We start from the raw sequence: 19972 nt of genomic DNA, 5'->3' as shown, positions 1-19972 counted from the left end.
AAGAACAGCAGGAGGTGGGAATAATGATACAAGTCAATCGGGAACGTTATGAAGTCGTCGAAGAGAAACGGGAAGGCTTTAATGAAGAAGCCTTCATCGGTCGTTTCAGCGATGTCCTTGAAAAATATGATTATATCGTGGGCGACTGGGGGCACGGTCAATTACGACTACGTGGCTTCTATGAGGATCAACACGAGAAAGCGACATTCGATACAAAGATTTCGCATGTGGCTGATTATCTCTACGAATACTGTAACTTCGGATGTGCCTATTTCATCGTCAAGAAGGTCGGATTGGTAGAAGGAGAAGAAGCACCACCTCGCTTCGACGGTTCTTCATCCAATACGTTGAAGTTGAAACGGAAGTTCGCACCTGCACCAGATAAGACGGAAGGCGAGTAATCAAACTGTCATACAGAAAAGCGTTTCTAGTGGAAGGAATTCGGCTATTACTATAAGTATCACGTACCTATAGGGGGAACTATCCATGCGAATCGTTGGAATTTACTCATCCGTACCAGAAGTCGTCAGTGCCGTGCACGATCTCCGTGTTGCCGGGGTCGTATCGACTGATTTAAAAGTCTTAGCGCACGACAAATACGATCTCGAACAAATCGAGGGATTGGCGGATCTAAACAACCAACAGACATCCACGCGTTTGTCGCAGGAAGATCATCGTAATCTATGGCAGGAAATCAAGAGTATCTTCAAAAAAGATGAATCGGTCTCTCATGGAGATGCCATCCACGGAAGTGGCTTGACGAAGGAAGACGTCGATCGTGCGAATCATGCAGTCGAAAGCGGTCAATTCGTGTTACTCGTCGGTGATGAAGCGGATCAGCATTCAGAGCGCCGTGCTCATGACGAGTCAGATAATACGAACGTCTTCAGCGGACCGAACACACTAAATGAACGAAACGATCGTCTCTTATAAGACAAAAAAGCCTTCGTCCCGTGACGAAGGCTTTTTTCATAGACCGATATAAGCGCGAAGATACATTTCGAGTTCCGTTGCCGCATCGTCTTCGACGTCAAACGCCGTTGCGATGTAGCCGGGTTCATCGAAGTCATCCGCGCCGATGATCGCATACCGATTTGATAAGAGATTCAAGACGAGAATCTTACCGTAAAAATGTTCCGAATGCGTGATGGCGAGATCAAAGCGACTTGCTTCGCCAATCCAACTAACGAAGCGTGTCTTTGTTTGTTCGACATCATCATATAAAAAATCACGTTCTTCCATCATTCAGCTTCCCTCATTTCCCTAACGTCTGTTTCAGATTAAAGGGTTTGGGGGACTTTTTGCAAGTATGGTTTACGCGATAAGCTATGCTCGGCGATCACTTTTCGGATTGTCCGTGTTTTCGAACGCATGACGAGAGATGTCGTTTCAACGATATCATCCGTCAAGAACTTCACGCCATCGAGCATTTCGCCTGTCGTGACGCCTGTTGCTGCGAAGATGCAGTCGTCGCTTTTGATCAGGTCGTCGAGCGTTAAGAGCTGAAGTGGATCCGCTAGACCCATTCGGATGACGCGAGCTGTTTCTTCTTCGTTCATCGGATGTAATCGTGCTTGCATATCGCCACCCATCGCTTTGATGGCAGCAGCTGTGATGACACCTTCAGGCGCACCGCCTGTTCCGATAAAGATATCGATTCCTGTCGCAGGAGAAAGTGGTGCGATTCCAGCTGAGACATCACCGTCTTCAAACAGACGGACGCGTGCGCCCATCCGCATCGCTGCTTCGCGGAAGTGATCATGACGTGGACGGTCCTGCATGATGACCGTGACGTCCTCGATCCGTTTATTGTTATATTGTGCTGCCTTTTCGATAATGACTTCAAGCGGGTCGTCGAGTGAGACGTGCCCTTTCAAGTTCGGTCCGACTGTTAATTTATCCATATACATATCGGGTGCGTGGAGCAGGGCACCTTGATCGGCGACGGCGATGACGACCATCGCATTGCCAAGTCCTTTAGCGACGATGTTCGTACCTTCGAGCGGATCGACGGCGATATCAACGATTGGACCGTTCGCTGTTCCGACACGTTCACCGATGAAGAGCATTGGTGCTTCGTCAAGTTCACCTTCACCGATGACGACTGTTCCGTTCATGTTGACCGTGTTCAAGACTTCGCGCATCGCAGTCGTTGCTGCGTCATCCGCCTCATTTTTCTTACCGCGACCAATCCATTGAGCAGAAGCTAGTGCTGCTGCTTCCGTAGCGCGTACGATTTCCAGTGCGAGTTCCCGTTCCATGTATATAACCTCCACGTCACCAATGTGACATACTATTTTCAGCAAAAATCTAAATTGAGGATAACACATTGGGGAATGTGATGCAAATGACCTTTCTGCTTTTCAGGATTGCTGGATAACGATAAAATGGAGAATGTGAGGGGGAATGAAGATGTATTTCGTCAATCGTCAAAAAATCGAAGAGACGGTCGTCTGTTATGAGACAGCACTTCGACAAAATAAGGAAATTACGGGGGATCCGGTGACGACGGCACTGGCTATGGAGCGGATCGGTTTTTTAGTCATCGAGAGTGTCATCGATATCGGAAACAGTATGATTGATGGATTCATCATGCGGGATCCGGGAAGTTATGAAGATATCATCCTCATCCTAGAAGATGAGAAGGTGATTGATGGACCGCTTGCGACGAGTCTGAAAAAGCTCGTTGCGTTACGTACGTTGATCGTCCGGTCATTCACACAGTCGAGTATGGCGGAGATTCGGGCGATACTTGAGACAGAGGAAGCAGAACTACGTCGTTTTCCGGAAGCGATTCGCCGGTATATCGAGACAGAACTCGGACCGGTGTCTGCATTTTTACCAAACGAGGAGTGAGTCAGGATGAAGGCAAAAGGCTATTTATTTGATTTAGATGGAACGATGTATAACGGAACGGAACCGGTAAAAGAAGCGGTCGATTTCGTCAATCGTCTGCAAGCAGAGGGCATTCCGTACTTGTTCGTGACAAATAACGCGTCGATGACGGCAGAAGCTGTGGCAGAGAAACTACGCGGGATGGGTGTTCATTCCGATGCGAAACACGTTTTGACGAGTGCGATGGCGACTGGTCGTTATATTGCTGACCTGTCACCAAAAGCGCGCGTCTATGCGATCGGAGAAACAGGACTGATCGACGCGCTTGAACGAGAAGGGTTAGACGTCGTCGCAACCGAAGCGGCAGATTACGTCGTTATTGGTCTCGATCGTCAAATCACGTACGAAAAACTCGCTGTTGGTGCACTTGCGATTCGTGCCGGTGCCCGGTTTATTTCAACGAACGGTGATATCGCGATTCCGACCGAACGTGGTTTCCTGCCAGGTAATGGTGCTTTGACGTCCGTCCTGCGCGTGACGACGGAGAAGGAACCGTTCTTCATCGGTAAACCAGAACCAGTCATGGTCGATATCGCGACAGAAATGATTGGTCTGTCAAAAGAAGACGTCATCATGGTCGGAGACAACTACCATACGGACATTCTTTTCGGGATCAATGGAGGTATCCGGACGATGCACGTCAATTCTGGCGTCCATACACCAGTCTTCATTCAAGGGCAGGATCGTCAACCGACATACATGGTTGATACGTTAGCTGAATGGATTCTATGAATCAAAAAATCCCGAACGAGAATTCGTTCGGGATTTCATGTATTAGAAGACTTGTTCGACTTCGACGACGCCAGCGACTTCTTCAAGAAGGGCACGTTCGATACCGGCCTTCAATGTGATTGTTGAACTTGGGCAGCTACCACAAGCTCCCATCAAACGGAGTTTTACGATTCCGTCTTCTACATCTACGAGTTCAACGTCTCCTCCATCACGAAGAAGGAACGGACGCAATTTTTCAAGAACTTCATTCACTTGATCAAACATTTCCATGCGTAAACACATCCTTTCGTATAGTTTCATTGTAACAGGGTTGAAAAATGTTCTCAATCTGGAAAACTTGTATACTAAAGAGGAGTGAATTGAAAAGGGGGACTTCAAGATGGAAATCACGGTTTACGGAACAGCGGTCACCTGTCCGAGTTGTGTCGGGGCACCTAGCTCGGAAGAGACATTCAGTTGGCTACAAGCCGTCCTCGGGCGGAAATATGAGCAAGCGATGACGCTTCGCTATGTTGATTTCGAGACAGCAACATCAGATCAATGGACGGAAGCGCTGAAAGAGGATGTCTATTTTTATCCACTGATCGTGCTCGATGATGAGATGATTGATGAGGGGTACGTCAAACTCAAGACGATCACAGCGGCAATCGATGCGAAGTTAAGTCAAACGGGATGAACGAAAAAGAGGTATCCCAAAGCTTGGGACACCTCTTTTGCTCATTTAATCTTTTTGTGTTTCCATAAGACACCGGACTTCAAGAGACGTGGGACTTTCCCCGTCAGTGCTTGTTTGCCCATGACGATTCCGAAACCATCTGATTTTCCGAGTGAACCGAGCATCCCGCGCAGTTTAATTTCTGGCAGCTTCGGTAATTTCTTTCCTTGCCACTTGGCTTGTAAGACATCGACGACTTGTTCTGCCTGATGTTCTGCGAGTTGACCACTTGGTGCATACGGTAGACTTGCACAATCACCGATGACGAAGACGTTATCGTATTCCGGTACGTGATGATGTTCCGTCAATTTGATCCGACCGCCACTATCCGCAGCAAAGCCGAGATCGCGTACAACTTTGACCGGCTGCGTACCAGCTGTCCAAATCGTTAAGTCGGATGGATACGTATCGTCGCCGTTTCGCACATCGTCCGCTGTGACGAGCGTGACATTCGAGTTGTTGATGACTTCCACGTCATGTTCCTCGAACCATTCCTGAACGTAAGACGAGACTTTATCGGATAGGAACGACAAGACGGATGGACCGCGGTCGAACAGACGAATCGTTAAATCCTTCCGGCTCTCATGTAGTTCACTGGCGAGTTCGACACCAGATAGACCAGCACCGACGATCGAGACAACGGATCCCGGTGACAGACCATAAATCGCTTGTTGTGTCTTCCGTGATTCTTCTAGTGTCTGGATGCTGTATGTAAATTCTTGAGCACCCGGAATGTTGTGGTATTTATCCTCGCAACCGAGGGCGATGATTAAGTCATCATAGAATAATTCTGATCCGTCCTGCAGATGGACTGTATTCGTCTCTGGTGAGATTTTGATGACATGTCCATATTTATAGGTAAGATGTTTCCCCTCCGGAAATTCAATCCGGACATCGCGATCTGATAATGTACCTGCTGCGAGTGCGTAGTATTCCGTTTTGAGTGCGTGGTACGGTAGACGGTCGACGAGCGTGACGGCAACTTCCTCGTCCTTGAATCGCTCACAAATCCGCATTCCACCATAACCTCCGCCGAGTACGACCAATTGCTTCATAACGTAAAATCCCCCTTAGTTCCCCTAAATCAGTCTGACCTTGTATAATACGACATGAGGCAGGTCGTTTCCTGCTTGAAGGAGGAAAAAAAGTGAATCCGATTATTGAATTTTGTATTAGTAACTTAGCGGCTGGTACACAGGTCGTCATGGAGCAACTTGAACGTGACCCGAATGTTGACGTCGTCGAATACGGTTGCCTCGGTTATTGCGGGATTTGTTCGCTTGACCATTTTTGTCTCGTAGATGGTGAGACCGTCGTAGGTGAAACGCCGGAAGAGTTGCTTGAAAAGATTTACCTGAAAATCGAAGAGAATGAGCTGTGAGCATGGACAGCCAAAAAATCCCCTCGTTCGTCTGAACGAGGGGATTCGTGTCCGTCAGCGGGCGCAGCTTTTCGGATCAGGCAGATTGTTGACGGCGCATCATCCATGGGCGTAGTTTCAAGAACAATGGAATGAAGAGTGCCGAGATGAACAAAGCCTTGATGACGTTAAACGGTAAGATACCGGCTGTGATCGCTGTCCATTTGACAGCTGGATCCGCCATGTAATCCATACCGAGGAACCATGCATACGCTGGAAGGATCAAGATATAGTTGAGGATCGCAAGACCGAGTGCCATCGTGATCGTACCAGCGACGAGACCAGTTGCGAGACCTTGTGTGGATTTCTTTTTGTGGTAGAACCAGCTGACAGGTAGTACGAATGCGACGCCTGCAGCGAAGTTCGCGAATTCTCCGACCGGAACACCACTTCCGCGGAAGATGTAGTATAACACGTTCTTCAATGCTTCGACGATGACACCTGCGACCGGTGAGAACATGATCGCTGCGACAAGAGCAGGAACATCACTGAAGTCGATCTTCAGATAGTTCGGTAAGAACGGTAGTGGAAAATTGATAAGCATAAGAACAAATGAGATTGAACCTAACATTGACAGAGTGACCATTTTTTGTGTGCGTTTCATACGAGTATTGTCTCCTTTTGCTCGTTCCTCTCGATGAAGTATTGGCATGACTGCGACCATAAAGAAACCCCTATTGATGAGATCAACAGGGGAGAAGTCCGCATTAAATAAACCTAATCGATTATTGCAAAATCGATCAAATTCAAACTCATGCCGCCATCTTCTCCCATCCAGACTGTACTGTCGGCTCCTGAATTACACAGAATCAGCAAATAGCGCCCTATTCGCTCGCGGGCTTCAACTTAAAAAGAGTTGTTTACCGCCGGTCGGGAATTTCACCCTGCCCTGAAGATGGAACGATTATTTTATTGTACATACCATTTATACAACGAATTCAAGATAGTTTCAAGCAACTAGGTTTCGATTCGCTCAGAAGTTGCGTATACTAAAGAAAAGGAAGGTGATGACATGATCCATTTAACGGAGGCAGCAGCGCTACAAGTCCAGGACATGATGGCGCAGGCACCAGCAGATGAACGAAATCTTCGGATGCTCGTCCAAGGTGGTGGATGTAGTGGTCTGTCGTACGGAATGGGATTCGATCAACAAAAAGAGACGGATCTCGTTTTTGAACAGCACGGCGTGACCGTCATCGTGGACGAAAAGGATTATCCGGTCGTCAAAGGACTGGAAATCGATTATAAACAGTCAATGCTTGGTGGCGGATTCACGATCACGAATCCGAATGCCATCGCAACGTGTGGTTGCGGAACATCATTCCGGACAGCAACGAATGCCGGGACACCAGGTGGCTGTTAATGAATCCAATCGTGGACATCGTCCACGATTTTTTTGTTGCTCTCATACAGGAGACTTGTTGAGTTTACTCGAAATATTACAGAGAGTGAATGCTACTACGAACAGGGAGGGCTTCAGGATGAGAAAAGTATTGATCTTCGGGGGAACACGCTATTTCGGACGACGCTTAGCAATTCGTTTAGCCGATTCGGGGGATGATGTGACGATCGTCACACGCGGTGAGCATACTCCACCCGTCGCGAAGGGCTTGACATTTTTTAAAGGAGACCGAACGTCAAGTAGTACGATGAAGGATCTAAGCCAACAGCACTGGGATGTCATCTATGACAACATCTGCTTCACGCCGTATCAAGCAAAGCTCGCGATCGACGCGTTTGAAGGAAAAGTCGGACGCTATGTGTTGACGTCGACGATGTCTGTTTATGAAGACGGTGGTGCGAATATCACGGAACGTACCTACAATCCGTTTCCCGGGAAATATGATCTTGAGAAGGAACATGGGTATGGCGAAGGAAAGCGCCAAGCGGAGAGTTATTTCTTCCAACGCGCGACCTTCCCTGTCGTTGCCGTTCGTTTTCCTGTTGTCCTCGGACCAGACGATTATACGGAACGACTTGTCTTCCATATCAAACGCGCGCTTGACGGTCGTCCGATTATCGCTGAAAACAACTATGCGAAGATGGGCTACATCTCAAGTTATGAAGCCGCTGCCTTTCTTGAGTGGTGTGGTCGTTCGGAATTGACAGGTCCGATCAACGCTGCGAGTGACGGCGTTCTATCGATTCAAGACCTGATGGATAAAATCGACCATATTGCGGGAACGACGAGCCAAATCGTCGCAAAAGGAGAGGATGAATCGCCACTTGCGCCAGAACGCGATTTCTATATGGATACGACAGCTGCGAAAGAAGCGGGCTATCTGTTCCAACATATCGATGACTGGCTCGATCGTTTGATTGAAGAGGAGGTGCGCAATCACCAATGATGCAGTTGATGAAACCAACTCTTGCGTGGGAAACGGAGTACCGCGCCTTTTTAGAAGACTGGCGAGAGTCAGGCGAAACGATCGTACCGGAAGCGGTCGGGGATACGTATGAACCGCTCGCTACCTATTTCACGGAGCTTAAAGAAATGGAAACGACAGTCAGAGAAGGTCTTGTCACGCATTCGACGTACTGGATGGTTGATGGACAACGAATTGTCGGCGCACTGAACTTCCGGCATGATTTAACGGAGAACTTGAAGTTGTATGGCGGACATATCGGATACGGGATCCGACCATCTGAGCGTCAGAAAGGGTATGCGACGACAGGTCTTCAGCTTGCGCTTGAAGAAGCACGTCAGCGTGGACTTGATCAAGTGCTATTGACGTGTGGTGTTGATAATCTAGCATCACGTCGTGTCATCTTAGCGAACGGCGGACAGGAAATCGAAACGACTGTTCGCAATGGACGCGAGACACGTCGTTTCATTATCCCGTTATGAGAATTCGTGAAGCACGTCTTGAAGATGCGTTAGCCATCGCGCGCGTTCATATCGATGCCTGGCGGGAGACGTATCAAGGGATCATCCCTGATTCTTATTTAGCACAGTTGTCTTACGCGAAACGGACGAAACAATGGGAGCAGACGTTAATCGATCAGCGCGTGTATGTTGTGGAGTTAGAAGACGAAGTCGTTGGCTTCGCGCAAGGTGGACCAAATCGAAGGGATGCGCGTGAAGGAGAACTCTACGCGATTTATGTTTTTCGAGCTTCTCAAGGGCAGGGGCTCGGGAAGGCATTGTTTCAACGTATCATCGAGGACTTGGCGGAATACGAGGCAATGCAGGTTTCTGTCTTGCGGGATAATCCGGCGTGCCAGTTTTACGAGCGATTCGGCGGTCAGCTCTTCGAAGAATCGATGATTGAGCGTGGTGGGGTGGAACTCGTGCAGCGGGTTTACCGGATGCCTGTTAAAAGATCATTCGTATGAAATCGGACGTTTCAACATCTTCGCTTTCCTCAGGCGGGATGTAAGCCGCGCCAGTTCCCATTCCATGTGATCGATCGGGTCTTCCTTATCCCTGACGGAAGCACACATCGTGCTTCCTTTTCCTGTAGGAGTCAAAGAGGTTTGGTCACGTCCTAGGTGTGATTCCATCAAAATAAGAGGTCGGACTCCGGTATGTTATCCAGAATTCGACCTCTTATTTGTTTGCAGCCATTCATTTATCTCAAGAATGATTCGTTACTTTTTCGAACAGACTCGTCGAGTGTTGCGGGTGACGAGCCGATGGATCGACAAGAAGTTTCGCCTGGTTGACGGCAATCGGTGCTTCACCGAAGCCTGTTGCGATCAATTTGACGCGTCCTTCGTAAGTCGCAATATCTCCACAAGCGAAGACGCCTGGAATCGCAGTCTCCATCTTCGAGTTGACGCGAATCGAATTGCGTTCGAACTCGACTTCCCATTCTTTGAGCGGTCCGAGTGACGAGACGAAACCAAAGTTGCAGACGACATCGTCAGCAGCAACGACGACGACTTCGCCACTTTCAGCATGTTTGAACGTCATCGTCTCGATGTGCGTCTCACCTGTGACCGATTCGAGCGTATATGGCGTCATGACGTTAACGGATGAGTCGTGTAATAGTTCGACCGAATGTTCATGGGCACGGAACTTATCGCGACGGTGGACGAGCGTGACGGATTTCGCAATCGGTTCAAGCATCAATGACCAGTCGACTGCTGAATCGCCACCACCAAGCAGGACGACTTGACGATCCTTGAAACGTTCCATGTCGTTGACGAAATAGTGCAAGTTTGTTTCCTCGAAGCGTTCCGCGTCCGCGACACCGAGTGGGCGCGCAGCGAACGAACCGTTCCCTGCTGTCAAGATGACGGTCTTCGTATAATGCTCGCCTTTGTTCGTGACGAGGCGGATGATCCCATCATCCATCCGTTCATAAGCGATGACTGTCTCACCGAGCACATACGTCGGATCAAATTCATTCGCTTGTTCAAGTAGCCGATCGACTAGTTCCTGCGCTTTTACTTTTGGAAAACCGGCGATATCGTATATATATTTTTCAGGATAAAGCGTAGCGAGTTGACCACCTAATTGAGGTAGACTCTCGATGACCTTCGTCTTCATCTGGCGCATTCCTGAATAAAACGCGGTGAACAGTCCGACCGGACCGCCGCCGATGATCGTGACATCATATGGTTGGTACATCTGATTCCCTCCTAGCATTGGATAGGTCTATTATATAGGAAGTAGGGGGTTCAGGTGCAAGTACGGAACATCTCACATTTTTTTAAAGGAAATTACATTTTTCTTTTGCAATCATTCTTAAAAAGTGTTTCAATAGGCTTATAGACATGTGAACATTATTTGAACAAAGTTTTTGAACATTCGTCTGTAATTGAATGTGAAGAAAATCACAACAAAACTACGATTCGTAAGGAGTATCAGAACATGAACACACCTAACATTGTTATTCTTGGAGCGGGCTACGGTGGATTGATCACAGCAGTCAACCTTCAAAAGAAACTCGGCGTCGATCAAGCGAACATCGCGTTGATTAATAAACACGACTATCATTACCAAACAACTTGGTTGCATGAACCAGCTGCAGGTACGATGTCTGCGGAGCAAGCACGCATCTACATCAATGATGTCATCAACCCGTCACGCGTCAAACTTGTCAAAGGGATCGTTGAGAAAGTCGACACGGCTGCTAAAACAGTTCTTTTACAAGATGGCGGAACAGTTCCTTACGATTACGTCGTCGTTGCTCTCGGTGGCGTTCCTGAAACATTCGGTATCAAAGGATTGAAGGAACACGCATTAACGATCAGCTCGTTGAACAGCGTCCGTAAAATCAAGGAACATATCGATTACTCATTCGCACAGTACAAAACAACAGGATCACAAGATCGTTCACTCTTGACGATCGTCGTCGGTGGTGCTGGATTCACAGGAATCGAGTTCATGGGTGAGCTCGTCAACCGTATTCCAGAACTGTGCAAACAATATGATATCCCACGCGAACTCGTTCGTGTCGTTAACATCGAGGCAGCGCCAACAGTCCTTCCAGGATTCGATGCTGATCTCGTCAACTACGCACACAAATGGCTTGAGCGCCAAGGCGTCGAGTTCAAACTCGGTAACGGCATCAAGGAATGTGGACCAGGAAGCGTCACGTTCGGTCCGCTTCAAGGCGACACGACTGAAACGATCGAAGCAAGTACGATCATCTGGACAGGTGGCGTCAGCGGTAACCCTGTCGTTGCAGCATCTGGTTTCGAAGCGATGCGTAACCGTGTCGTCGTCGAAGAAGATCTTCGTGTTCCAGGACACGATAACGTCTTCATGATCGGTGACTGTTCAGCAGTCATGGATCCAAGTTCGAACCGTCCGTACCCACCAACTGCACAAATCGCGACACAACAAGCACACAAAGTCGCTGAGAACATCGCAGCACTCATCGCGGGTCGTCAAACATCGACGTTCACGTACGAGAACAAAGGAACGGTTGCTTCACTTGGTCATAAAGATGGTATCGGCATGGTCTTCGGCAAGAAGATTTACGGTCGTAACGCATCGTTCATGAAAAAAGTCATCGACAACAAACACTTCTTTGAACTGAAAAAACTTGGTCTTGCGATCAAAAAAGGGAAGTTCTAAGTTCACGTTTTAGGCAAATGTACACTCGTGCATTTGCCTTTTTTGTCGGTTATACTAGAAGAGATTCAAAGGGGGAACAGTATGCATATCATTCAAGCCGTGATCGGGAGTGTGCTTTATCTCGTCATGTTCTTTAGTATCGGATTCATTTTAAACATGTTGTTACGGAGTACATGGGTGATGCTCGTACTCTATCCGATCATCCTCATCATGATGATCGATAACCAATCTACGCTCGAATACTTCACGAATGCGCGTGAAGCGATTCCGAATCTTGGGGACCGGATTGCTGGACTGCAGGCAGCGGATATCACGATGTTCGCAGCTGGGTTTGCTGGAATCATCATCGCCGGTCTATCGATTCGCTTCTTGCGTAAGAGCGGTTACCAAATGTTTTAAAGTCTACTTGAGTAAGTAGGCTTTTTTCGTGCTTGAAAAACCGTTATAATAAAAACAATGTCTTTAAATAAATGTGTAAGAGCAGATTGGGTTGAGAGCGAATGGATAAACAAATGTACCACGTTATCAAGGTATTGAATAATAATGTCGTCATTTGTTCAACTGGTGCGAATCAGGAAGTCATTATCCTCGCGAAAGGGATTGGCTTCGGTCGGAAGCCAGGCGATCAACTGACAGATCTCGACAAGTTGGAAAAAGTCTACACGTTGAAGGATAAAGAAGAACAGGATCAATATAAGGCGCTCGTCGGTCACCTCGATGAAAATTTCATCGCGTTGATGAATGAAATCGTTTCAATGATCGAGACACGGTTTGGAAAAAAAGTCGATGAACATATCCATATCGGATTAACGGATCATTTGACGTTTACGTTCAAACGACTGGAACAAGGAATGGAAGTCACCAATCCGTTTCTTGCCGAAACGGAAGCCTTGTATCCGGAAGAGTACGCACTTGCAGAAGAAATCGTCGAGTTCATCAGTGCCGAGATGAATTTTTACCTGCCTCCAGCCGAGATAGGATTCATTGCACTTCATATTCATTCTGCGACGAACTTCAAAGACGTACTTGAAGTTAACCGCCATCATCAGCTCGTCGGTTTAATTGCTAGTCATATCGAACAGCGACTGGAGATTAAAATCGACCGAAAATCGCTTGATTACAAGCGTCTGATTCGGCATCTTCGTTCAGCGATTGAAAGGGTTTCCAATGGGGAGTATCTAGAGGCTCCAGAAAAAGTAGAAAAGCTATTGCGTGAAGAATATCCGCTATGCTATGATACTGCTTGGGAGCTGATGTCCATCATGGAACGTCAGTTGAAGAAAGCGGTACCGCGCGGTGAGGCGACGTATCTTACGATGCATCTGCAACGCTTAGTGCAGTACGATTCAGGTAAATGACCGCACGGACTACGTGTTACTGATACGATCAGGCATGAGTGGGATGTCGGGCAAGAAGCTTTATTTCCGTTATGCAACGGGATAAGTCTATTGTCTACAATCCGCTCGTGCCTGATTTTTTTCTGTAAAAAAACGGTCAGATGTCTGACTTTTTTCGTCTCAATCATTGGCATTATTCATCATACTTCGCTCTTAACAGGAAAAGGAGGAAACACACATGTTTAAACAGATTTTTGCTGTTCTTCAACGTGTCGGTAAAGCGTTGATGCTTCCTGTAGCGATTTTGCCAGCTGCCGGTATCCTACTCGGATTCGGTAACGCGATGCAAAATCCGAACTTGACGTCAAAACTCGAGTTCTTAAAAAATGATGCAATCATCAAGATTGCAAAATTGATGGAAGCAGCCGGGGATATCATCTTCGGTAACTTAGCACTCTTATTCGCGGTCGGTGTCGCGATTGGTCTTGCAGGGGACGGCGCAGCCGGACTTGCGGCAATCGTCGGATTCTTGATCATGAACAAAACAATGAGCGTATGGCTCGGCGTTACACCTGAAATGGTTGCTAACGGTCAAGGATATGCAAACGTACTCGGTATCCCAACACTTCAAACTGGGGTATTCGGTGGTATCATCATCGGTCTAATCGCAGCTTGGGCGTACGGGAAGTATCATAATCTCGAATTGCCACAGTTCCTTGGATTCTTTGCTGGTAAACGTTTCGTTCCAATCGTCACAGCAGTTGTTTCATTGGTTGCAGGTCTCGTTCTCGTATTCGTCTGGCCGTTCGCGCAAGATGGATTGAACACGTTCTCTCACTTCATGATGGAGAAAAACCCAACACTCGCAGCATTCGTCTTCGGTCTCATCGAACGTTCGTTGATTCCATTCGGTCTTCACCATATCTTCTATGCACCATTCTGGTTCGAATTCGGTTCGTATAAGAATGCAGCAGGAACAGTCGTTCATGGTGACCAAGCGATCTTCTTCGCACAATTGAAAGACAACGCAAAATTAACAGCTGGTACGTTCATGACTGGTAAATTCCCGTTCATGATGTTCGGTCTTCCAGCAGCAGCACTCGCAATGTACCACGAAGCTCGCCCAGAGCGTCGTGCAGTCGTTGGTGGTCTTCTTGGATCAGCAGCACTTACAGCATTCTTGACAGGTATCACAGAGCCAATCGAATTCGCGTTCTTATTCGTAGCTCCAATCTTGTTCGCAGTTCACGCAGTTTTCGCAGGTCTTTCGTTCATGACAATGCAATTGTTGAACGTTAAGATCGGTATGACATTCTCTGGTGGTTTGATCGACTTCCTTCTGTTCGGTGTTCTTCCAGGACGCACGCAGTGGTGGCTTGTCATCGTCGTCGGTCTTGCACTTTCTGTCATCTACTATGTTGGATTCCGTTTCGCAATCCGCAAATTCAACCTGAAAACTCCAGGTCGTGAAGATGCAGTTCAAGAGACTTCATCTGCTCAAGGTTCTGAACTTGCTGAAGGTATCCTCGATGCACTCGGTTCAGAGTCGAACATCAAACACTTGGACGCATGTATCACACGTCTTCGTGTTGAAGTTCTCGACAAATCGAAAGTCAACAAAGATGAGTTGAAAAAATTAGGTGCTGCTGGTGTCCTTGAAGTTGGTAACAACGTCCAAGCGATCTATGGACCGAAATCAGACAACATCAAGTCTGAGATTCAAGCTGTCATCGCATCACGTAAACAAGAAAAAACAGTCTAATGTTTTTTAAGATGAGTCCTTCTGCGGAAGGGCTCTTTTTTTTTTGAAATCGTTTAGAATCGTTTTGCGATAGAATATTTTAGGGTATGAATTAAGTAGTTTGTTTAAAAAAGGAGGGAACATGCGCATGTGGAAAAACGTGTTTGGTGTCTTACAGCGGATCGGTAAGGCCCTAATGTTACCGGTAGCGATTTTGCCGGCAGCGGGATTATTGCTTGCGTTCGGGACAGCGTTTCAAAACCCGAACTTAACACAATATTTACCGTTTCTAGAGAACGATTCGCTTGTCGTCATCTGGCGAGTCATGCAGGATGCGGGTGACATCATCTTTGCGAACCTCGGATTACTGTTCGCCGTCGGGGTCGCGATTGGTCTTGCGAACGGAGAAGGGGTCGCCGGTTTAGCAGCCATCGTTGGTTTCCTGATCATGAACAAGGTCATCAGTTCATTCTTGCAGATCACACCAGAAAAAATCACAGAAGCACAAAAGGCGAGTGATTTGTCGTATGCGACGGTCCTTGGGATACCGACCTTGCAAATGGGGGTATTCGGAGGGATCATTGCCGGTTTGATAGCAGCGTACAGTTATAATAAATTCTTTAAAATCAAACTGCCTGATTTCCTCGGATTCTTTGCAGGTAAACGTTTCGTTCCGATTGCGACCGCCTTGTTCAGTCTTGTCGCAGGTTTTGCTTTGTCATATATTTGGCCACCGATCGGAACAGGCATCAATACGTTCTCCAAAACAATCATCGAAGCGAACGAACCGTTGTCTGCCTTCATCTTTGGACTCGTCGAACGTTCATTGATTCCGTTCGGTCTTCACCATATTTGGTACTCAAGCTTTTGGTTCCAATTCGGTGAATATACGGATAAAGCAGGAACGATCATCAATGGGGACCAGCGAATCTTCTTTGCACAATTAAAGGACGGTGTACCATTTACAGCAGGGACATATATGACTGGGAAATATCCATTCATGATGTTCGGTTTGCCAGCAGCCTGTCTTGCAATGTACCATACCGTCGCAAAAGATCGTCGAAAAGCCGTCGAAGGTCTTTACTTCTCAGCTGCATTGACGTCTTTCCTAACCGGGATCACGGAGCCAGTCGAGTTCTCATTCGTATTCGTTGCACCACTTTTGTTCGCTGTGCACGCTGTTTTCGCAGGTCTATCGTTCATGATTATGGACTTGCTAAACGTTAAGATTGGGATGACGTTCTCAGGCGGATTGATTGACTACACGTTGTTCGGGATTTTACCGAACCGAACCTCGTGGTGGCTTGTTATTCCAGTCGGTCTCGTTTTCGCCGTCATTTATTACTTCGGTTTCCGCTTCGTCATCACGAAATTCGATCTGAAGATTCCGGGGCGCGAAGCGATTAAAGAAGGTGCTGCGACATCGACGGCACAAGCAGGCGATCTACCGTATGAAATTCTACAAGCATTCGGTGGTCCATCAAACATTAAACATTTAGATGCTTGTATCACACGACTTCGGATTACGGTCAATGATAAATCAGGCGTCAACAAGGATCGCTTGAAAGAGCTCGGTGCTGCCGGTGTCCTTGAAGTCGGAGATAACGTCCAGGCGATCTTTGGACCGAAATCCGATGGGATCAAGTCAGAAATGGCAGATATCATGAAAGATCCAAATTACAAACCGAAAGAGATACCGGAAGCCGATCCGATTCCACAAGTTCCAACAGGAGATGAAGCGCGAACTTCTGGATCGGGTACAACCGATACGGGACCACTCGCTGGAGATCGTGGGGGTGCTTATGTGCCTGAAGATGGATACGTCGCACCACTGAGCGGTATCATTCGTTCTCTGGATGATGTACCGGATCAAGTATTCTCCGGTCGTATGATGGGTGACGGATATGCGATCGAACCGACGGAAGGATATGTCGTCTCTCCCGTCTCTGGTGAGATCACAACCTTCTTCCCAACAAAACACGCAATCGGTATTCTTGCAGATAACGGAGATGAGATCTTAATTCACATCGGTATTGATACGGTGTCACTTGAAGGAAAAGGATTTGAGGCATTAGCGAAAGCTGGAGATCGTGTCGAACCGGGGACACCACTTCTCAATGTCGATCTCGAGCAAGTACGATCACTCGTGCCATCGTTACTGACACCGATCATCGTCACGAACATTGGCGATCGAAAAGTCGACGTCGATGTCGGACAGACGGTCGAAGCCGGAGAAGCGATTTCGTATCGTGTAGAGTAAAGGAAGAAAAGCGACGGATCGTCACGAACGGTCCGTCTTTTTTTGTGTGACGGTTTGTTAAATTAAGCGCAACACTTCTTCGGAAAAGACCTCGTATGCAGTTTTCCAATCCAAACACTTTCTTGGTCGATTGTTGATTCTAGAAAGTGCGTAATCTAATTCTGTCTTGTTGATCATTCCGAAGTTGGTTCCCTTTGGGAAGAACTCACGGAGAAGACCATTTGCATTCTCAGTGCTGCCACGTTGCCATGAAGAATAGGGATCCGCAAAGTACATTGGGATACCAAGAGAGTCCTGTATCCGTTCGTGACAGCTGAACTACTTACCGCGATTCGTCGTCATGGTTTGAAACGTTCCCGATGGGAAAGAAGAGTAAAGTGTTTGGATGGCATGTTCCATCGAGTGAGAAGAACGATCGACCATCGGTAGTACGATATAGAACCGACTTTTACGTTCGATGAATGTCGCAACACACGCCTTTGTCTGCCCTCGTCCTGATACGACAGTATCCAACTCCCAATGCCCGAACGTTTCTCGACCCCGGACGTCCGACGGACGTTTACTGATCGGAAGCCCGATGTTGAAGCGACCTCTTGTCTCACGTGGCTTTTGGCGCTTTCCTTTTTGTCGTAAAACGCCTAAATCGCTCTTGATGAATCCTTTATATATCCATCGATAGATTGTACTGTACGATGGTCCCTGTTCGTGAAAGAGCCGTCCGGCGATCTGTTCGGGAGACCATGTCTCTCGCAGTTTCGAAAGGATACATGAGCCAAGCGAAGTGCTGAACAGCGTGCGTGCTCCACAATTCTTTTTTTGCATCTCATAACGCAGTCCGGCGTTGATCGCATTGTAGGAAGGATTCCGTTTGAGCTCACGTGAAATCGTGGACGGCTGTCGTCCGAGATGCTGAGCGATCTTTCGCATTGAAAATCCAAGCTCTAGATAAGTTTCTATTTTGACTCTTTCTGATGTGGTAAGATGAACATAGCTCATAACGAATCCTCCGTTGAATTTGGTGTGGTAACTCTATTCTACACGAGGTCGTTATGGGTTTTTTTGTGTTTTCAGCTAGGTGTTGCACTTAATATTACAATTCGTCGTGTGAAAATATCGTAGAGCACATTTGATAGTGAGATTTTGCACATATGATGATACAATGAGTTAGCTATTATAAGAGTTAGCTAATTTTTTAGAAATGAGGTGTGTCGATGTCTTCGACTATAACAAAAACGAATACGACACCTGTCGTCATTGGATTATTGATTGGGATTTTAGTCGCAGCGATGGATAACACGATCGTTGCGACGGCGATGCCGACGATCGTCAGCGAACTGAATGGTTTTGATCAGTACGCATGGGTCACATCTGCTTACATGATTGCAACCGTTGCCGGAATGCCGATCTTCGGTAAACTGAGTGACATGTATGGAAGAAAACGCTTCTTCCTCTTTGGAATGCTCATCTTCATGATTGGTAGTATCTTGTGTGGAATGGCAGACTCAATCATTGAATTGTCTGCGTATCGTGCCTTACAAGGGCTTGGTGGCGGTGCGTTGATGCCGATCGCCTTTACGATTATTTTTGATATCTTCCCACCGGAGAAACGTGGGAAAGTCAGTGGATTGTTCGGAGCGGTCTTCGGGATCTCGAGTATCTTCGGACCGTTGCTTGGTGCCGTATTGACGGATTCCCTCGACTGGCGTTGGGTATTTTATATCAACATCCCACTCGGATTGATTGCCCTTGGTCTCGTGACGGTCTTCTATCAGGAATCACCGGTTCACCGGACACAGAAAATCGACTACGTCGGTGCCTTCACGCTTGTCGCAGGATTAATATTATTTTTACTCGCGCTTGAAATGGGTGGGAAAGAGTATGCATGGTCTTCGCCACAAATTCTTGGTTTATTCGGAGCAGCACTCGTTGCGTTCGTTGCTTTTGCGTTTGCAGAACGCCGTGCCGCGGATCCCGTCATTACGTTCAGTCTATTCCGTCGTCGTTTATTTGCGGCAACACAAGGCGTCGCGTTCTTTTATGGATTCGTCTTCATCTCGGCCAGTGTGTTCATTCCGATCTTTGTTCAAGGTGTCTTCGGTGGCAGTGCGACGAACTCCGGTCTGATCCTGATGCCGATGTTGATTGCCTCGGTCATCTCGGCGCAGCTCGGTGGCCAGTTGCCGAATAAGTTTGGTTTCCGAAATGTCATGATCGTCTCAGCTGTCTTTTTCCTACTCGGTGTCTATCTCCTCAGTACAATGACGCTTGAGACATCGCGTACAGCGGTAACGATCTATATGATCATTCTTGGGTTCGGTGTTGGCTTCAGCTTCTCGTTGTTGAACCTAGCAAGTATCAATGGGATCGAGATGCAACGTCGTGGTGCTGCGACGTCGATGGGATCGACATTCCGGACGATCGGGATGACGCTTGGTGTCACAGTCCTCGGAATCATTCAATCACGGACGTTCACATCGGCTGTAGCTGATCGATTGCCGCAAGGTGGAGCGCCGTCCGGTGGACAGTTCCCGACGGCAGCTGCGTTTGCGAAGATGCCACCAGAAGTCGCGACAGCAATCAAGACATCGCTTGCAGAATCCATCTCTACCGTCTATTTCTGGGCCTTGATTCCAGCAGTACTCGGTGTCATCTTTATCTTCTTAATGGGGAACGAGCGTCCGATTTTATCGGAACAAGCGACCCCAGCGAAGAAAAAACAAGCTCAATAATCAGGTTTCAACAAGAGGCTGGGACATAACTAGCTGAATTTAACGAGAAGAAGGAATTGCCATCACTCAGGATGTGCAATTCCTTCTTTTTTTATTGTCTCGCGTCAAGTTG

At 47.4% G+C, this 19972-nt stretch carries 22 protein-coding genes, 1 pseudogene and 1 riboswitch; of the genes and pseudogenes, 16 read left to right on the top strand and 7 right to left on the bottom strand.

Translation table 11 applies throughout. The features are described from left to right. Window positions 1–23 precede the first annotated feature (23 nt). Both ASG02_RS09405 and ASG02_RS09400 read left to right on the top strand, forming a co-directional pair. Complete coding sequence (locus ASG02_RS09405) at window positions 24–401, top strand: YutD family protein (RefSeq protein WP_056062847.1); 378 nt, start codon at window positions 24–26, stop codon at window positions 399–401. An 85-nt stretch (window positions 402–486) separates the two neighbouring features. After that, window positions 487–933: a general stress protein gene (locus ASG02_RS09400; RefSeq protein WP_056062845.1), complete on the top strand. Its 447-nt coding sequence runs from the start codon at window positions 487–489 to the stop codon at window positions 931–933. Between the two features lie 36 nt (window positions 934–969). Here the strand turns inward: ASG02_RS09400 and ASG02_RS09395 are convergent, their stop codons facing one another. After that, entirely contained in the window at window positions 970–1245 is a 276-nt protein-coding gene (locus ASG02_RS09395; protein ID WP_023469147.1) for a DUF3055 domain-containing protein, read from the bottom strand. A gap of 35 nt (window positions 1246–1280) precedes the next feature. Continuing rightward, window positions 1281–2261 carry a class II fructose-bisphosphatase gene (gene glpX / locus ASG02_RS09390; protein ID WP_056062840.1) on the bottom strand — a complete coding sequence of 327 codons (981 nt, stop codon included), beginning with the start codon at window positions 2259–2261 and terminating at the stop codon, window positions 1281–1283. Window positions 2262–2412: 151 nt separating this feature from the next. Here glpX and ASG02_RS09385 point away from each other — a divergent pair, with 151 nt between their 5' ends. Beyond that, window positions 2413–2856, top strand: a complete 444-nt coding sequence (locus ASG02_RS09385; RefSeq protein ID WP_056062837.1) for a DUF86 domain-containing protein — start codon at window positions 2413–2415, stop codon at window positions 2854–2856. Window positions 2857–2862: 6 nt separating this feature from the next. Further along, complete coding sequence (locus tag ASG02_RS09380; RefSeq protein ID WP_023469144.1) at window positions 2863–3627, top strand: TIGR01457 family HAD-type hydrolase; 765 nt, start codon at window positions 2863–2865, stop codon at window positions 3625–3627. A 42-nt stretch (window positions 3628–3669) separates the two neighbouring features. Here the strand turns inward: ASG02_RS09380 and ASG02_RS09375 are convergent, their stop codons facing one another. After that, window positions 3670–3897, bottom strand: a complete 228-nt coding sequence (locus tag ASG02_RS09375; protein WP_012371190.1) for a NifU family protein — start codon at window positions 3895–3897, stop codon at window positions 3670–3672. 109 nt (window positions 3898–4006) lie between these two features. Here ASG02_RS09375 and ASG02_RS09370 point away from each other — a divergent pair, with 109 nt between their 5' ends. Further along, window positions 4007–4303: a DUF1462 family protein gene (locus tag ASG02_RS09370; protein ID WP_056062835.1), complete on the top strand. Its 297-nt coding sequence runs from the start codon at window positions 4007–4009 to the stop codon at window positions 4301–4303. Between the two features lie 41 nt (window positions 4304–4344). Here the strand turns inward: ASG02_RS09370 and ASG02_RS09365 are convergent, their stop codons facing one another. Continuing rightward, window positions 4345–5397 carry an NAD(P)/FAD-dependent oxidoreductase gene (locus ASG02_RS09365; RefSeq protein ID WP_056062832.1) on the bottom strand — a complete coding sequence of 351 codons (1053 nt, stop codon included), beginning with the start codon at window positions 5395–5397 and terminating at the stop codon, window positions 4345–4347. A gap of 92 nt (window positions 5398–5489) precedes the next feature. Between ASG02_RS09365 and ASG02_RS09360 the strand changes: the two genes are divergently transcribed. Beyond that, the gene (locus ASG02_RS09360; RefSeq protein WP_023469141.1) at window positions 5490–5723 is read left to right on the top strand and encodes a YuzB family protein; all 234 of its coding nucleotides are present in this window, start codon (window positions 5490–5492) and stop codon (window positions 5721–5723) included. 76 nt (window positions 5724–5799) lie between these two features. On the opposite strand, the gene ASG02_RS09355 is transcribed toward ASG02_RS09360, so the two are convergent. Then, window positions 5800–6366 carry an ECF transporter S component gene (locus ASG02_RS09355; RefSeq protein WP_029342415.1) on the bottom strand — a complete coding sequence of 189 codons (567 nt, stop codon included), beginning with the start codon at window positions 6364–6366 and terminating at the stop codon, window positions 5800–5802. 154 nt (window positions 6367–6520) lie between these two features. Continuing rightward, window positions 6521–6663: riboswitch (FMN riboswitch) on the bottom strand. 111 nt (window positions 6664–6774) lie between these two features. Between ASG02_RS09355 and ASG02_RS09350 the strand changes: the two genes are divergently transcribed. From ASG02_RS09350 to ASG02_RS09335, 4 genes are all read left to right on the top strand, one after another. Next, window positions 6775–7125: an iron-sulfur cluster assembly accessory protein gene (locus ASG02_RS09350; protein ID WP_029342414.1), complete on the top strand. Its 351-nt coding sequence runs from the start codon at window positions 6775–6777 to the stop codon at window positions 7123–7125. 118 nt (window positions 7126–7243) lie between these two features. Continuing rightward, entirely contained in the window at window positions 7244–8110 is an 867-nt protein-coding gene (locus ASG02_RS09345; protein ID WP_056062829.1) for an NAD-dependent epimerase/dehydratase family protein, read from the top strand. Then, entirely contained in the window at window positions 8107–8610 is a 504-nt protein-coding gene (locus ASG02_RS09340; RefSeq protein WP_056062826.1) for a GNAT family N-acetyltransferase, read from the top strand. The genes ASG02_RS09345 and ASG02_RS09340 overlap by 4 nt, the downstream gene beginning before the upstream one ends. Next, window positions 8607–9098: a GNAT family N-acetyltransferase gene (locus tag ASG02_RS09335; RefSeq protein WP_056062823.1), complete on the top strand. Its 492-nt coding sequence runs from the start codon at window positions 8607–8609 to the stop codon at window positions 9096–9098. Before ASG02_RS09340 ends, ASG02_RS09335 begins: the two co-directional genes overlap by 4 nt. Window positions 9099–9339: 241 nt before the next feature. Here the strand turns inward: ASG02_RS09335 and ASG02_RS09330 are convergent, their stop codons facing one another. Then, a complete protein-coding gene (locus tag ASG02_RS09330) occupies window positions 9340–10338 on the bottom strand; it encodes an NAD(P)/FAD-dependent oxidoreductase (RefSeq protein ID WP_035406045.1) in 999 nt (332 codons plus the stop codon). A gap of 243 nt (window positions 10339–10581) precedes the next feature. Between ASG02_RS09330 and ASG02_RS09325 the strand changes: the two genes are divergently transcribed. The 5 genes from ASG02_RS09325 (at window position 10582) to ptsG (ASG02_RS09305) (ending at window position 17131) form a co-directional block, all read left to right on the top strand. After that, window positions 10582–11793, top strand: a complete 1212-nt coding sequence (locus tag ASG02_RS09325; RefSeq protein ID WP_056062821.1) for an NAD(P)/FAD-dependent oxidoreductase — start codon at window positions 10582–10584, stop codon at window positions 11791–11793. Window positions 11794–11874: 81 nt separating this feature from the next. Beyond that, the gene (locus ASG02_RS09320; protein ID WP_035406048.1) at window positions 11875–12192 is read left to right on the top strand and encodes a YuiB family protein; all 318 of its coding nucleotides are present in this window, start codon (window positions 11875–11877) and stop codon (window positions 12190–12192) included. Between the two features lie 101 nt (window positions 12193–12293). Beyond that, window positions 12294–13151: a glucose PTS transporter transcription antiterminator GlcT gene (glcT, locus tag ASG02_RS09315; RefSeq protein ID WP_035406051.1), complete on the top strand. Its 858-nt coding sequence runs from the start codon at window positions 12294–12296 to the stop codon at window positions 13149–13151. 217 nt (window positions 13152–13368) lie between these two features. Further along, a complete protein-coding gene (gene ptsG, locus ASG02_RS09310) occupies window positions 13369–14892 on the top strand; it encodes a glucose-specific PTS transporter subunit IIBC (RefSeq protein ID WP_035406054.1) in 1524 nt (507 codons plus the stop codon). Window positions 14893–15019: 127 nt separating this feature from the next. Further along, window positions 15020–17131, top strand: coding sequence for a glucose-specific PTS transporter subunit IIBC (ptsG, locus tag ASG02_RS09305; protein WP_056062818.1), 2112 nt, complete (start codon window positions 15020–15022; stop codon window positions 17129–17131). Window positions 17132–17188: 57 nt separating this feature from the next. Here ptsG (ASG02_RS09305) and ASG02_RS09300 read toward each other — a convergent pair. Further along, window positions 17189–18127 (bottom strand): annotated as a pseudogene (locus ASG02_RS09300) (IS30 family transposase). Between the two features lie 215 nt (window positions 18128–18342). Between ASG02_RS09300 and ASG02_RS09295 the strand changes: the two are divergent. Then, complete coding sequence (locus ASG02_RS09295) at window positions 18343–19860, top strand: MDR family MFS transporter (RefSeq protein ID WP_056062816.1); 1518 nt, start codon at window positions 18343–18345, stop codon at window positions 19858–19860. Window positions 19861–19972 lie beyond the last annotated feature (112 nt).

The organism is Exiguobacterium sp. Leaf196 (genome assembly GCF_001423965.1).
Taxonomy (GTDB): Bacteria; Bacillota; Bacilli; order Exiguobacteriales; family Exiguobacteriaceae; genus Exiguobacterium_A.
This window is presented reverse-complemented; position numbering and strand designations above follow the sequence as displayed.

Coding starts and splice junctions, on each gene's coding strand:
- ASG02_RS09295 (WP_056062816.1), top strand. CDS start 18,343: ATGTCTTCGACTATAACAAAAACGAATACGACACCTGTCGTCATTGGA.
- ptsG (WP_035406054.1), top strand. CDS start 13,369: ATGTTTAAACAGATTTTTGCTGTTCTTCAACGTGTCGGTAAAGCGTTG.
- ASG02_RS09395 (WP_023469147.1), bottom strand. CDS start 1,245: ATGATGGAAGAACGTGATTTTTTATATGATGATGTCGAACAAACAAAG.
- glcT (WP_035406051.1), top strand. CDS start 12,294: ATGGATAAACAAATGTACCACGTTATCAAGGTATTGAATAATAATGTC.
- ASG02_RS09335 (WP_056062823.1), top strand. CDS start 8,607: ATGAGAATTCGTGAAGCACGTCTTGAAGATGCGTTAGCCATCGCGCGC.
- ASG02_RS09355 (WP_029342415.1), bottom strand. CDS start 6,366: ATGAAACGCACACAAAAAATGGTCACTCTGTCAATGTTAGGTTCAATC.
- ASG02_RS09370 (WP_056062835.1), top strand. CDS start 4,007: ATGGAAATCACGGTTTACGGAACAGCGGTCACCTGTCCGAGTTGTGTC.
- ASG02_RS09350 (WP_029342414.1), top strand. CDS start 6,775: ATGATCCATTTAACGGAGGCAGCAGCGCTACAAGTCCAGGACATGATG.
- ASG02_RS09345 (WP_056062829.1), top strand. CDS start 7,244: ATGAGAAAAGTATTGATCTTCGGGGGAACACGCTATTTCGGACGACGC.
- glpX (WP_056062840.1), bottom strand. CDS start 2,261: ATGGAACGGGAACTCGCACTGGAAATCGTACGCGCTACGGAAGCAGCA.
- ASG02_RS09400 (WP_056062845.1), top strand. CDS start 487: ATGCGAATCGTTGGAATTTACTCATCCGTACCAGAAGTCGTCAGTGCC.
- ASG02_RS09340 (WP_056062826.1), top strand. CDS start 8,107: ATGATGCAGTTGATGAAACCAACTCTTGCGTGGGAAACGGAGTACCGC.
- ASG02_RS09405 (WP_056062847.1), top strand. CDS start 24: ATGATACAAGTCAATCGGGAACGTTATGAAGTCGTCGAAGAGAAACGG.
- ASG02_RS09365 (WP_056062832.1), bottom strand. CDS start 5,397: ATGAAGCAATTGGTCGTACTCGGCGGAGGTTATGGTGGAATGCGGATT.
- ASG02_RS09320 (WP_035406048.1), top strand. CDS start 11,875: ATGCATATCATTCAAGCCGTGATCGGGAGTGTGCTTTATCTCGTCATG.
- ASG02_RS09375 (WP_012371190.1), bottom strand. CDS start 3,897: ATGGAAATGTTTGATCAAGTGAATGAAGTTCTTGAAAAATTGCGTCCG.
- ASG02_RS09380 (WP_023469144.1), top strand. CDS start 2,863: ATGAAGGCAAAAGGCTATTTATTTGATTTAGATGGAACGATGTATAAC.
- ASG02_RS09330 (WP_035406045.1), bottom strand. CDS start 10,338: ATGTACCAACCATATGATGTCACGATCATCGGCGGCGGTCCGGTCGGA.
- ptsG (WP_056062818.1), top strand. CDS start 15,020: ATGTGGAAAAACGTGTTTGGTGTCTTACAGCGGATCGGTAAGGCCCTA.
- ASG02_RS09385 (WP_056062837.1), top strand. CDS start 2,413: ATGTATTTCGTCAATCGTCAAAAAATCGAAGAGACGGTCGTCTGTTAT.
- ASG02_RS09325 (WP_056062821.1), top strand. CDS start 10,582: ATGAACACACCTAACATTGTTATTCTTGGAGCGGGCTACGGTGGATTG.